Raw genomic sequence first — 15,344 nt, forward strand, 5'->3', positions numbered from 1 at the left:
TTCTTTGAGCTGGGCGGCCATTCGCTCATGGCCGTCAGCCTGATCGAGCGGATGCGCCAGGCCGGCTTGAGTGCCGACGTGCGCGTGCTGTTCAGTCAACCGACCCTGGCCGCGCTGGCCGCCGCCGTCGGCAGTGGCGGCGAGGTCAATGTCCCGGCGAATTTGATTCCCTTGGATTGTGAACACATCACCCCGGCAATGCTGCCGCTGGTCGCTCTGGACCCCCACGCCATCGAGCGCATCGTGTCGACAGTACCGGGTGGTGCGCGCAATGTGCAGGACATCTATCCGCTGGCCCCGCTGCAGGAAGGTATTCTCTACCATCACCTCTCGGCCGAGCAGGGCGATCCCTACCTGCTCCAGACGCTGTTCGCTTTCGAGACCCAGGGTCGCCTGGAAGACTTCGCGCGCGCGTTGCAACAGGTCATCGATCGTCACGACATTCTCCGGACCTCGATACGTTGGGAGGGGTTCGAGCAACCCTTGCAGATCGTCTGGCGCAAAGCCCTGCTGAGACGGCAAGAGGTCCCACTGGACCCGGTCGACGGCGATGCCGCGGCGCAACTGTATGAGCGTTTCGATTCCAGGCATCACCGTCTGGATATTACCCAGGCACCGATGCTGAGTCTTGTGCATGCCCACGATGCGGAGAATGACCGCTGGCTGGCGATGCTGCTGTTCCACCACATGACGCTGGACCACACCGCGCTGGACGTGATGCAACACGAAATACAGGCCTGTCTCTCGGGGGAGACGGCGCAGTTGGGCGCCGCGATGCCGTATCGCAACTATGTGGCCCAGGCCCGCCTGGGTGTGAGTGGCGAAGCCCACGAACGTTTTTTCCGCGACATGCTTGGCGATGTCGACGAGCCGACGTTGCCGTTCGATTTGCAGGATGTGCAAGGCGATGGCAGCGGCCTCGAAGAGGTGCGCCAAGAGGTCGAGGCCGACCTGAGTCGCCGGTTGCGGGCCCAGGCGCGTCAGCTCGGGGTGAGCGCGGCGAGCCTGTATCACCTGGTTTGGGCGCAAGTCCTGGGCAAGGTGTCGGGCAAGGACGATGTGGTGTTCGGCACGGTGCTGATGGGCCGGATGCAGGGCGGCGAGGGCGCTGATCGGGCGCTGGGCATGTTCATCAATACGCTGCCTTTGGCGGGTGAGCGTGGCGCAAGCCAGCGTCCGTGCTGGCGTCAAGGCGACCCATGCCCGTCTGACCGCGTTGCTGGGCCATGAACACGCTTCTTTGGCGTTGGCACAGCGTTGCAGTGGCGTGCAAGCGCCAACACCACTGTTCAGTGCCTTGCTCAACTACCGTCATACCGGGGCGACAACCGCGATCGAGCTATTGCCGGCCTGGAACGGTATCCAGATACTCAGTAGCGAGGAACGGACCAACTATCCATTGATGTTGTCGGTGGACGATCAGGGCGAAGCGTTCAGCTTTACCGTCATGACCCCGGCGCGCATTGGTGCGCAGCGGCTGTGCGGTTATGTGCAGCACACGTTGGAAAACCTGGTCGGCATGCTCGAACAGACGCCGGATCGACCATTGCAGCACCTGTCGATCCTGCCGGCCTTGGAACGTGAACAACTGCTGGTGACGTTCAACGCCACCGAGGCCGACTATCCGCGGCAGCAGACGATTCATGGGTTGTTCGAGGACCAGGTCCAGCGTACGCCGGATGCCGTGGCGGTGATCCGTGGCGAACAGCGCCTGAACTACCGCGAGTTGAACGAGCGGGCCAACCGCCTGGCCCATTACCTGCGCAAACAGGGCGTGCAGCCCGATTCGCGGGTGGCGATCTGCGTCGAACGCGGTATCGAGATGGTCGTGGGGTTGCTGGCGATTCTCAAGGCTGGCGGCGGTTATGTACCGCTGGATCCGGCGTATCCGCTGGATCGCATCGCCTACATGCTGGAAGACAGTGCGCCGGCGGCGGTGTTGGCGCAGACGGCGACCCTTGAATTGCTGGCCGCAGCATCAATGCCGGTGATCGATCTCGACAGTGGCTTGTGGCAGGGCGAATCGTCGCTGGATCCTGAAGTCACTGGCCTGACGTCCTCTCATCTGGCCTATGTCATCTACACCTCGGGTTCGACCGGTCTGCCCAAGGGCGTGATGATCGAGCACCGCAACACGGTGAACTTCCTGACCTGGGCCCATCGTTCGTTCGATGACGCCACGTTGTCGAAAACCCTGTTCTCGACGTCGCTGAACTTTGACCTGGCCGTCTATGAGTGCTTCGCGCCGTTGACCTCGGGTGGCAGCATCGAAGTGGTCACTAATGTGCTGGAACTGCAACAGGGCGAGCACGACATCACGCTGATCAATACCGTGCCGTCGGCGCTCAAGGCCTTGCTGGAATCCGGCGGATTGGGCGAGGGCGTCGACACGGTCAACGTGGCCGGTGAAGCGCTCAAGCGAAGCCTGGTTGAAACTTTATTCGAACAGACCCAGGTCAAACGCCTGTGCAACCTCTACGGTCCATCGGAAACCACGACCTATTCAAGCTGGGTGTCGATGGCCCGCGAAGACGGGTTTGCCGCACATATCGGCAAACCGGTGGCGAACACCCAGTTCTATCTGTTGGATGAACACGGGCAACCCGTGCCGCTGGGCGTGCCGGGCGAAATCTACATCGGTGGTGCCGGGGTGGCTCGCGGTTATCTCAATCGTGATGACCTGACGGCCGAGCGTTTCCTGAAAGATCCGTTCAGCACCGTTCCCAACGCCCGCATGTACAAGACCGGCGACCTGGGCCGCTACATGCCGAACGGCAACATCGAATACCTGGGCCGTAATGACGATCAGGTGAAGATCCGCGGTTTCCGCATCGAACTGGGGGAGATCGAAGCCAAGCTCGCCCAGGCTCCAGACATCAAGGAAACCGTAGTCCTGGCTCGGGAAGACGTGCCGGGCGACAAGCGCCTGGTGGCTTATTTCACCCAACACTCGCCGGACGAAACAATAGAGATCGAAGCCCTGCGCACGCACTTGCAAGCGCTGCTGCCGGCCTACATGGTGCCCGCTGCCTACGTGCGCCTGGATACATTGCCACTGACCCCCAACGGTAAACTCGACCGCAAGGCCCTGCCGGCACCGGATCTCGATGCCGTCATCACCCGTGGCTACGAAGCCCCGCAAGGCGAGGTCGAAACCACCTTGGCGCAGATCTGGCAAGACGTGCTCAAGGTCGAACGCGTGGGCCGTCACGACCATTTCTTCGAACTGGGCGGGCATTCCCTGCTGGCCGTCAGCCTGATCGAGCGCATGCGCCAGGCCGGCTTGAGCGCCGACGTGCGCGTACTGTTCGGCCAGCCCACCCTGGCCGCGCTGGCGGCGGCAGTGGGGGTCGGCAGTGAAATCGACGTGCCGGTCAACGGCATCCCGTTCGGCTGCGAGCGGATCACCCCTGACATGCTGACGCTGACCAGCCTCGACCAGGACGCCATCGACCGCATTGTGGCGGCAGTGCCGGGTGGCGCGCGCAACGTGCAAGAGATCTACCCGGTGGCACCGCTGCAGGAAGGCATTCTTTACCATCACCTTTCGGCCGAGCAGGGCGATCCCTACGTGCTGCACGCGCAGTTTGCCTTTGACAGTCGCGAACGCCTCGACGCGTTCACCCAGGCCCTGCAAAGCGTCATTGACCGCCACGACATCTTGCGCACCGCCATCCTCTGGGAAGGTCTCGACGGGCCTCGACAAGTGGTCTGGCGCGAAGCGCGGCTGGGGCTTGAAGAACTGGTGCTGGACCCGCAGGCCGGAGCGATCGCCCAACAGCTGCAGCACCGTTTCGACGTTCGGCACTATGCCCTGGACATGACCCAGGCACCGCTGATGCGCCTGGCCTTTGCCCAAGACAAGCCCAACCAGCGCTGGGTAGCGATGCTGTTGTTCCATCACATCGCCCTCGATCATGCGGCGCTGAAAGTCGTACAGAGCGAGATGCAGGCCTACCTGCTGGGGCAGGCCGGTCAATTGGACGTTCCGGTACCGTATCGCAACTACGTGGCCCAGGCGTGCTTGGGTGTGGATCGTGAAGCGCAGGAAGGGTTCTTCCGTGACATGTTGGGTGATGTCGACGAACCCACGCTGCCGTTCGGTTTGCAGCAGGTGCAGGGTGATGGTCATGACATCGAGGATGCGAGCCTGGTGCTCGACGGCGACTTGAGTCGTCGGCTGCGGCGCCTGGCACGTCAGTCGGGCGTGGGCGTCGCCAGTTTGCATCACTTGGCCTGGGCGCAAGTGCTGGGGCAGGCGTCCGGCAAGCAGGACGTGGTGTTCGGTACCGTGCTGATGGGCCGGATGCAGGGCGGCCAGGGTGCTGACCGGGCGTTGGGCATGTTCATCAACACCTTGCCCCTTCGTGTGAGCGTGGGCGACCAGGCCGTCAAGGCCGGCGTCAAGGCGGTCCACGGACAATTGACCGCACTCTTGGGCCACGAGCACGCCTCGCTGGCAGTGGCCCAGCGTTGCAGCGGCGTGGCTGCGCCAATGCCGCTGTTCAGCGCCTTGCTGAACTACCGCAACTCCAGCGAACAGGCCGATACAGAAGCGGCGCTGCTGGCCTGGCAGGGCATTGAGACGCTGGGTGGCGAAGCACGTACCCACTACCCATTGACGCTGTGTATAGACGACTTGGGTGAAGATTTCGCCCTGACCGTGCTGGCCACGAGCGGTGTCGGTGCGCAGCGGGTCTGTGCCTACATGGCGACCGCGCTGCAAAGCCTGGCAACGGCGTTGGAATCCGACTCGACATCCCGCTTGCAAACGCTGGCGGTACTGCCGCAAACCGAGCGTCATCAGGTACTGACCGACTTCAACGCCACCACCCGACACTATCCCCAGGACAGGACCGTTCATGGCCTGTTCGAGGCGCAAGCCAACGAGCGTCCGCAAGCCATTGCCGCCGTGCATGACGCCCACAGCCTGACCTACGCCGAATTGAACCACCGGGCCAATCGCCTGGCCCGTCATTTGATTGCCCTCGGTGTGCAACCGGGCGATCGAGTGGCGATTGCGCTGGAGCGTTCGCTCGAGCTGCTGGTCAGCCAACTGGCGATCCTCAAGTGCGCCGCGGTCTATGTCCCTCTGGATGTCAGCGCGCCGCTGGAGCGCCAGCAGTTCATGGTGCAGGACAGCGGAGCGCAGGTCGTGTTGACGTTGAACACGGCGGTAGCGCCTGACGTTTCGCAACGGGTGGATCTGGATACGCTGGTCTTCAATGAAGCCGCCGATAACCTCGACCTGACGCAAAGCGGCGAATCGGTGGCCTACATCATGTACACCTCCGGCTCCACCGGCACCCCGAAAGGCGTGCGGGTGCCGCACCGGGCGATCAACCGCTTGGTGATCAATAACGGTTACGCCGACTTCAATGCCCAGGATCGAGTGGCTTTCGCCTCCAATCCAGCCTTCGACGCCAGCACCCTCGACGTCTGGGCACCGTTGCTCAACGGCGGTTGCGTGGTGGTGGTCGAGCAGGACGTGTTGCTGACGCAAGTGCGTTTTGCGGCGCTGCTGCAAGAGCAATCGGTCAGCGTGCTGTGGATGACCGCGGGCCTGTTCCATCAATACGCCGCAGGGCTGATGTCGGTGTTCGCCCAATTGCGCTACCTGATCGTCGGTGGCGATGTGCTCGATCCAACGGTGATCGGCCGAGTCCTGAAGGAAGGCGCGCCGCTGCACCTGCTCAACGGTTATGGTCCGACCGAAGCCACCACGTTTACCACCACCCACGAGATCACCCGCGTGGGCGAGGGCGGAATCCCGATTGGTCGGCCCATCGGCAACACCCGAGTCTATGTCTTGGACGTCAATCAGCAGCCATTGCCTATCGGCGTTGCGGGCGAGCTGTACATCGGTGGCGACGGCGTGGCGAAGGGATATCTGAACCGTCCCGAGCTGACCGCCGAGAAGTTTATCGCCGACCCGTTCAGTTCCGATCCCGGTGCCTTGCTCTACCGCACCGGCGACCTGGCGCGCTGGCGCGCGGACGGCACGGTCGACTACCTGGGGCGCAATGACGACCAGGTAAAGATCCGTGGTTTCCGCATCGAACTGGGCGAGATCGAAGCCCGGTTAGGCCAGCATGACGAGGTCAAGGACGCGGTGGTACTGGTGCGCGAAGACGCCCCGGGTGAGAAGCGCCTGGTGGCGTACTTCACGCCGCGGGACCTGGACGTTGCGCCGCACATCGAGACCCTGCGTATGCATTTGCAGGGGCAATTGCCCGACTACATGATTCCGGTGGCCTACGTTCGCCTCGACACATTGCCGTTGACCGCCAACGGCAAGCTCGACCGCCGTGCACTGCCGGCGCCGGACAGCGATGCTTACGTCAGCCGTGAATATGAAGCGCCGCAAGGCGAGGTCGAGCAACTCTTGGCACAACTCTGGGCCGAGCTGCTCAGGGTTGACCAAGTGGGTCGCCACGACAATTTCTTCGAACTGGGCGGCCATTCGCTGTTGGCGGTCACGCTGATCGAACGCATGCGCCAGGTCGGCTTGAGCGCCGACGTGCGGGTGCTGTTCAGCCAGCCGACCCTGGCCGCACTGGGCGCGGCGATTGGCAGCGGCAGGGAAGTCAGCGTTCCGGCGAACTTGATTCCTTTGCGTTGCGAACACATCACCCCTGATCTATTACCGCTGGTCAATCTGTCCCAGGACGCCATCGACCGACTCGTCGCCACGGTGCCGGGCGGGGCGCGCAACGTGCAGGACATCTACCCGCTGGCACCGTTGCAGGACGGTATTCTCTACCATCACCTGGCCGCCGAGCAGGGCGACCCCTATGTGCTGAAAACCGTGTTCGAACTGCAGAGTCGCGACCGCTTGGCGGCGTTTGTGGACGCGCTGCAATACGTCATCGATCGGCACGACATCCTGCGCACCAGTGTGGTGTGGCAAGGCTTCGACGCGCCGATCCAAGTAGTGTGGCGCGAAGCGAAGCTGCATCTGGAAGAGATCGCCCTGGACATTGCCAAGGGCGAGATCGCGGCGCAGTTGCAGGAGCGTTTCGACCCGCAACACTACCGGCTGGACATCACCCAGGCCCCGCTGATGCGGCTGGTCTTTGCCGAAGACGCGCTCAACCAGCGTTGGGTCGCGGTGTTGTTGTTCCACCATATGGCCCTCGACCACACGGCGTTGGAAGTGGTGCAGCACGAGATGCAGGCGCACCTGCTGGGCCAGGCCGACCAACTGCCCGTGGCGATGCCGTACCGCAACTATGTGGCACAGGCGCGCCTGGGGGTGAGTCAACAAGAGCACGAAGGGTTCTTCCGCGAGATGCTCGCCGATGTCGACGAGCCGACCTTACCGTTCGGCTTGCAGGACGTGAGCGGCGACGGACAGGCCATCGAGCAGGCCCGCCAGGTTGTCGAGGCAACGTTGAGCCTGCGTCTGCGGGCACAAGCCCGGCAGTTGGGCGTGAGTGCCGCCAGCCTGGTCCACTTGGCCTGGGCCCAGGTACTGGGGCGTGTGTCGGGCAAGGACGATGTGGTGTTCGGTACGGTCCTGTTGGGCCGGATGCAGAGCGGCGATGGAGCCGACCGGGTCCTTGGCATGTTCATCAACACCTTGCCGCTGCGGATCGACGTGAGCAGCCAAGGCGTGCGCGAGGGGGTGAAAGCCACTCACGCACGGCTGACCGGGTTGTTGGGCCATGAACACGCCTCGCTGGCCTTGGCCCAGCGTTGCAGCGGCGTGGTTGCGCCGCTGCCGCTGTTCAGCGCGCTGCTCAATTATCGGCACAGCGCCAGTGCAGCGGCCGAGGTCTCGAATGAAACCCAGGCCGCATGGCAGGGCATCGAGTTCCTGAGCAACGAAGAACGGACCAATTACCCACTGACCCTGTCGGTGGATGACTTGGGCGATGGCTTCATGCTGAGCGCCCTGGTAGTGCAGGGCATCGGTGCGGCGCGCATCTGCGCCTACATGCACACGGCCCTGGAAAGTCTGGTGCAGGCTCTCGAATACGCGCCTCAGACGCCACTCAACCGACTGGAGATCCTGCCGCAAAGCGAACGTAACCAGCTACTGGAGGATTTCAACGCCACCCAGCGCACCTATCCACATGAACAAACCGTCCTGGCGCTGTTCGAGGCCCAGGCCGCGTACCTGCCGCAGGCGACTGCGGTGGTGCACGGACAGCGGCAAGTGAGCTACGGGGCGCTGAACGAACAGGCCAACCGACTGGCCCATCACCTGATCGGCCTTGGCGTGCAACCGGACGACTGCGTGGCGATCCTGCTGCCACGTTCCATCGAGCTGCTGGCCAGTCAACTGGCGATCCTCAAGTGCGCGGCGGCTTATGTGCCGCTGGACCGCAACGCCTCCCTGGAACGCCAGGGCTTCATGCTCGACGACTGCCAGGCCAAGTGCCTGCTGACGTTCAGTACCGAGACCGTACCCGAGGGCGCCTCGCGCATCGACCTGGACACGCTGGACAGCCAAGGGCCGGCACACAACCCGGCTTTGGCGCAGTCCAGCGAGTCGATCGCCTACATCATGTACACCTCCGGTTCCACCGGGCAGCCCAAGGGCGTGCTGGTGCCGCACCGGGCCATCAGCCGCCTGGTGATCAACAACGGTTACGCCGACTTCAATGCCCACGACCGCATCGCCTTCGCCTCGAACCCGGCGTTTGACGCCAGCACCATGGACGTCTGGGGCGCCTTGCTCAATGGCGGGCAGGTGGTGGTGATCGACCACGAAACCCTGCTTGAGCCGTCAAGGTTTGCCCAGGTCCTGCAGGACTCGGGCGTCACGGTGCTGTTCGTGACCACGGCGATCTTCAACCAATACGTGCAACTGATTCCCCACGCCCTCGGCGGCCTGCGGATCCTGTTGTGCGGCGGCGAACGGGCCGATGTGGCGTCGTTCCGGCGCTTGCTGGACCTGGCGCCCGGTTTGCGCCTGGTTCACTGCTACGGCCCGACCGAAACCACCACCTACGCCACCACCCTCGAGGTGAAGGCCGTGGCGGCGGATGCCGAGTGCGTGCCCATTGGCGGCCCTATTGGCAACACCCAGGTGTACGTGCTCGATGCACGCCAGCAATTGGCGCCGTTGGGTGTCGTCGGCGAGATGTACATCGGCGGCAAGGGTGTGGCCAAGGGGTACCTGAATCGACCAGACCTGACCGCGGAAAAATTCATCGCCGACCCGTTCAGCCATGAACCCGACGCGCTGCTGTACCGCACCGGTGACCTCGGTCGCTGGTTGCCGGAGGGCAGTCTGGAATGTCTGGGACGCAACGACGACCAGGTGAAGATCCGCGGTTTCCGCATCGAGCTGGGCGAGATCGAAGCCAAGCTGGCGGCCTGTGACGGCGTGAAGGACGCGGTGGTGCTGGTGCGGGCCGATGAAACCGGCGAGAAACGCCTGGTGGCCTATGTCATTGCCCAACCGCAAGTCACGCTGAGTGTGGCCGGATTGCGCGAGCAATTGTCCGCGACCCTGTCCGAGTACATGGTGCCTGCGGCGTTCGTGATGTTGCCGGCGTTCCCGTTGACGCTCAATGGCAAGGTGGACCGCAAGGTACTGCCGGCGCCGGACGCCGAGGCTTACGCCAGCCAAGCCTACGAGGCACCCCAGGGCGAGATCGAACAGGTCTTGGCCGGTATGTGGGCCGAGTTGCTGAAAGTGGAACGAATCGGCCGCCACGATCACTTCTTCGAGCTGGGTGGCCACTCGCTGCTGGCGGTGACACTGATCGAACGCATGCGCCAGGCCGGCTTGAGCGCCGACGTGAGGGTGCTGTTCAGCCAGCCAACCCTGGCCGCACTGGCCGCTGCGATTGGCAGCGGCAGGGAAGTCAGCGTGCCGGCGAACCTGATTCCTTTGGACTGTGAACGCATCACCCCGGACTTGTTGCCCTTGATCAACCTGTCCCAGGACGCCATCGACCGCCTCGTCGCCACCGTTCCCGGTGGTGCGCGCAACGTGCAGGACATCTACCCGCTGGCGCCGTTGCAGGAAGGCATCCTCTATCACCACCTGGCCGCCGAGCAGGGCGACCCCTATGTGTTGCAATCGCAATTCGCCTTCGACAACCGTGAACGCCTCGATGCCTTCATCGGCGCACTGCAAGTGGTGATCGATCGCCACGACATCTTGCGCACCAGTGTGGTCTGGGAAGGCTTGGATGAGCCGGTGCAAGTGGTCTGGCGCCAGGTGCTGCTGGCGCCGCAATGCATCGTTCTCGATGCCACGGCCGGCGACATCGCCACACAATTGGCCAGCCGTTTCGATGCGCGCCACAGTCGCCTGGATTTGGGCCGGGCGCCGTTGTTGCACCTGGCTTACGCCCGGGACGAGGCCCAGGATCGCTGGGTCGCGATCCTGTTGTTCCACCACATGGCCCTGGACCACACCGCCCTGGACGTGATGCAGCATGAAATGCAAATGCACCTGCTGGGCCAGGACGAACACCTGGTCGCATCGGTGCCGTACCGCAACTACGTGGCCCAGGCCCGCCTGGGGACGAGTGAACAGGAGCACGAAGCGTTTTTCCGCGACATGCTTGGCGATATCGACGAACCGACACTGCCATTCGGCCTGGCCCAGGTACAGGGTGACGGGCACGGCATCGAAGAAGTGAAAGCGTTTGTCGATGACAACTTGAGCCTGCGCCTGCGCACACAAGCCCGCCAGCTGGGTGTCAGTGCCGCCAGCCTGGTCCATCTGGCCTGGGCCCAGGTCCTGGCCGTGGCGTCGGGCCAGGAGAACGTGGTGTTCGGCACGGTCCTGCTGGGCCGGATGCAAGGCGGCGACGGGGCTGACCGGGCCCTGGGCATGTTCATCAACACCTTGCCGATTTGCGTGCCGGTGAATGAGCAAAGCGTGCGGGACGCGGTGAAAACCACCCATGCGCGGCTGACGGGGTTGCTGGGGCATGAGCATGCTTCCCTGGCCTTGGCCCAGCGCTGCAGTGAGGTGGCCTCGCCAGCGCCGCTGTTCAGTGCGCTGCTGAACTTCCGCCACAGTTCGCTGCAGGTGACGGATGAGGGGTTGTCGGCCTGGAACGGCATGCAAATGTTGTCCAGCGAGGAACGTACCAACTATCCGCTGACGCTGAACGTCGATGACCTGGGGGAAAGCTTCAGCCTGACGGTGCAGGTCGAGTCCCGGATCGGTGCGCAACGTATCTGTGACTATGTGCAGGTGGCCCTGCAGAGCCTGGTTGATTCCCTGGAACACGCGCCGCAGACGGCGGTGCGCAACCTCGCGGTATTGCCATCGGCCGAACGCAAGCAACTGTTGGAAACCTGGAATGCGCCAGAGGCGGCGTATGCCCACGACGCGCTGATCCATCGTCAATTCGAGGCCCAGGTCACGACGCAATCCGACGCGGTGGCGGTGGTGTTCGAGGATCAGACTCTGACCTACGGCGAACTCAACGCCCAGGCCAACCAGCTCGCCCATCGCTTGTTGTCGCTGGGCATTCGCCCGGATGACCGGGTGGCCATCTGTGTCGAACGCGGCTTGGACATGATCGTCGGCCTGCTGGGGATCTTGAAAGCCGGTGCCGGCTATGTGCCGCTGGATCCGGCTTCCCCGGCGGAACGCATTGCCTACATGCTCGAGGACAGTTCCCCTGTGGCGATCGTGGTGCATGCCGCCACCCAGGCGCTGCTGGCCGAAGAGTCGGTACGGGTGATCGAACTCGATAGCCCGGCGTTGCGCAGCCAGTCCACTGCCAACCCGCAAGTACCGGGCCAGACCTCGTCGCAGTTGGCCTACGTGATCTACACCTCCGGTTCCACCGGTCTGCCCAAGGGGGTGATGGTCGAACACCGCAACGTCACGCGGTTGTTCTCGGCGACCCAGCCCTGGTTCGAATTTGGCCAGCAAGACGTCTGGGCACTGTTCCATTCCTTCGCTTTCGATTTCTCGGTCTGGGAAATCTGGGGGGCGTTGATCCATGGCGGACGCCTGCTGGTGGTGCCACAGCTGGTCAGCCGTTCCCCGCAAGATTGCTACGCGCTGCTGTGCCAGGCCGGTGTGACCGTGCTGAACCAGACCCCAAGCGCTTTCCGGCAACTGATCGCGGCCCAGGGTGACAGCGACCTGCGCCACAGCCTGCGTCAGGTGATCTTTGGCGGTGAAGCACTGGAAACCGCGATGCTCAAGCCCTGGTACGCCCGCGTAGCCAATGCCGGGACGCAGTTGGTGAACATGTACGGCATTACCGAGACGACGGTGCACGTGACGTACCGTCCGCTCGAGGCGGCCGACGCGCAATTGACGGGCGTCAGTCCCATCGGCAAGCGCATTCCCGACCTGCAACTGTATGTGCTCGACGCCCGGCGCGAGCCGGTGCCGGTAGGTGTGGTGGGTGAGATGTACGTGGGGGGCGCGGGCGTGGCGCGGGGTTACCTGAACCGGCCCGAGTTGACCCGGGAACGTTTTATCGCCGACACCTTTAGCGGGTGTGAAGGGGCGCGCCTGTACAGGACCGGCGACCTCGGTCGCTGGCTGGCCGACGGCAGCATCGAATACCTGGGCCGCAACGACGACCAGGTGAAGATCCGCGGTTTCCGTATCGAACTGGGCGAGATCGAAGCGACTTTGGCCGCCTGTGAGGGGGTCCGCGAGGCGCTGGTGATAGCCCGTGAAGATGCGCCGGGGGACAAGCGCCTGGTGGGCTATGTGATTGCCGCGGACGGCGCGCAACCTTCAGCTACTGAGCTGCGCACCCAATTGCTGGCTTCGCTGGCGGACTACATGGTGCCCAGCGCGTTCGTGGTCCTCGAAGCGTTCCCGCTGACCACCAACGGCAAGCTTGACCGCAAGGCCTTGCCGGCGCCGGATCAGTCGGCGGTGGCGGCCCGCGAATACGAAGCGCCGCAAGGCGAGGCCGAGACGGTCATTGCCGCGATCTGGCAAGACCTGCTGGACCTTGAGCGGATCGGCCGTCACGACAACTTCTTCGAACTGGGCGGCCATTCGCTGCTGGCGGTGAAGCTGATCGAACGCATGCGCCACGTCGGCTTGAGCGCCGATGTGCGGGTGCTGTTCGGCCAACCGACGCTGGCGGCCCTGGCAGCCGCGGTGGGCGGGCACACCGAAGTGGTGGTGCCGGATAACGCCATCCCGGACGGTTGCACGCGGATCACCCCGGACATGCTGCCCCTGGCCGAGCTGGATCAAGGCGCCATCGACCGGATCGTGACCATGGTGCCGGGTGGGGTGGCGAATGTGCAGGACATCTACGCCCTTGCGCCGTTGCAGGAAGGGATCCTGTACCACCACATCGCCGCCGCCCAAGGCGATCCCTACTTGCAGTACGTGATGTTCGCGTTCGACAGCTTCGCCCACGTGGAGCACTTCACCCAGGCGCTGCAAGCGGTCGTCTGCCGTCACGATATCCTGCGCACCGGGGTGCTCTGGGAAGGCCTGGCCGAGCCCATGCAAGTGGTCTGGCGTGAGGCGCGGCTGGTGGTCGAGTCGGTTGAACTGGATCCGTCGGCCGGGGAGGTTGCCACGCAGCTGCATCAGCGTTTCGACCCTCGGCACTATCGCCTGGACATCCGCCAGGCGCCGCTGATGCGAGTCGCTTATGCGCAAGACCCGGCCAATCAGCGCTGGGTGGGCATGCTGTTGTTCCATCACTTGGTGGACGATGCCACCTCGCTGGCCGTGCTGTCGGCGGAGATCGAGGCGCACATGCTCGGCCAGGCACAACGCTTGCCGGTATCGGTGCCGTACCGCAACTACGTGGCCCAGGCTCGGTTGGGCGTGAGTCGCGATGCCCATGAACGGTTCTTCCGCGACATGCTCGCAGATGTCGACGAGCCGACGTTGCCGTTCGATTTGCAGGATGTGCAAGGCGACGGCAGCGGCATCGAAGAGGTTCGCCAGGAGGTCGAGGCCGACCTCAGTCGTCGGCTGCGGGTCCAGGCACGTCAGCTCGGAGTGAGCGCGGCGAGCCTGTATCACCTGGTCTGGGCCCAGGTACTGGGCACGGTATCGGGGCGCGACGACGTGGTGTTCGGCACCGTGTTGGTGGGCCGGATGCAGGGCGGCGAGGGGGCTGACCGGGCACTGGGGATGTTCATCAATACGCTGCCGTTGCGGGTGAACCTGGGGCAGACCGGTGTCCGTGCCGGTGTGAAGGCGACCCATGCGCGCCTGACCGCCTTGCTCGGCCATGAGCACGCCTCGCTGGTGCTGGCGCAACGTTGCAGCGGCGTGGAGGCGCCGACGCCATTGTTCAGTGCCTTGCTCAACTATCGCCATACCGGTGCGGCGGCTTCCGCCGAAGCGCTGTCGGCCTGGGACGGTATCCGGGTGCTCAGTGGCGAGGAGCGGACCAACTACCCGCTGACGTTATCGGTGGATGACCAGGGCGAGGCGTTCAGCTTCACCATCATGACCCCGGCGCGCATCGGTGCACAGCGGCTGTGCGGGTATGTACGGCAGGCGCTGGAAGGTTTGATCCAGATGCTTGAGCAGACGCCAGAGGCGCCGTTGCACCAGCTGTCGATCCTGCCGCCGAGCGAGCGCCTGAAACTGCTGGCCGAGTTCAATACCGGTGGTGCCGATGATCCGCAGGAGCAGACTGTTCTCGGGCTGTTCGAAGCCCAGGTCCAACGCACGCCAGACAACGTGGCCGTCCTGCATGGCGAGCACGCGTTGAGCTATCGCCAGTTGGACGCGCGAGCCAACCAGTTGGCGCATTACCTGCGCAAGCAGGGCGTGCAACCGGATTCGCGCGTGGCGATCTGTGTCCAGCGCAGCGCCGAGATGGTGATCGGGTTGCTGGCGATTCTCAAGGCGGGCGGTGGTTATGTGCCGTTGGATCCGGCTTATCCCGCCGAACGAATTGCCTACATGCTGGCCGACAGCGAGCCGGCTGCGGTGCTGGCCCAGGCAGCGACCCAAGGGCTCTTGTCGCAGGTTCAGGTGCCATTGATCGACCTGGACGCCGGCCCGTGGCAAGACGAGCCGGATCACACCCCGCAGGTCACCGGCCTGACGCCGGCCCACCTGGCCTACGTGATCTACACCTCTGGCTCCACTGGCTTGCCCAAAGGCGTGATGGTCGAACATCGCGGCCTGCGCAACCTGCTGGACTGGTACCTCGAGGACCTGGCTTTCCACGCCGGCGACGCAGTGCTGCTGGCGTCCTCCTACAACTTCGACCTGACCCAGAAGAACATCCTCGCACCGCTGATGGTCGGGGCCTCGCTGCACCTGGCCGCCGAACCCTTCAACCCCGGCGCCATCGTCGCCCAGGTCGCCGAGGCCGGGATTACCCACCTCAATATGTCGCCCAGCGCTTTCCACGCACTGGTGGACGCCGACCACGGGCAAGCCCTGGCCTGCCTGAAAC

At 64.0% G+C, this 15,344-nt stretch carries 1 protein-coding gene and 1 pseudogene (1 of these 2 only partly in view); both read left to right on the forward strand.

What is annotated here, in order from left to right:
• A pseudogene (locus AB7M32_RS17150) lies at nt 1–1,230 on the forward strand (condensation domain-containing protein); the annotation flags it as partial.
• Nucleotides 1,160–15,344: the 5' portion of an amino acid adenylation domain-containing protein gene (locus tag AB7M32_RS17155; RefSeq protein ID WP_454250674.1), read on the forward strand. It continues 986 nt past the right edge of the window; only the first 14,185 of its 15,171 coding nucleotides appear in the window; its start codon is at nt 1,160–1,162; its stop codon lies off the right edge, out of view. The pseudogene AB7M32_RS17150 and the gene AB7M32_RS17155, both read left to right, overlap by 71 nt.

The organism is Pseudomonas sp. R151218B TE3479, from assembly GCF_053629195.1.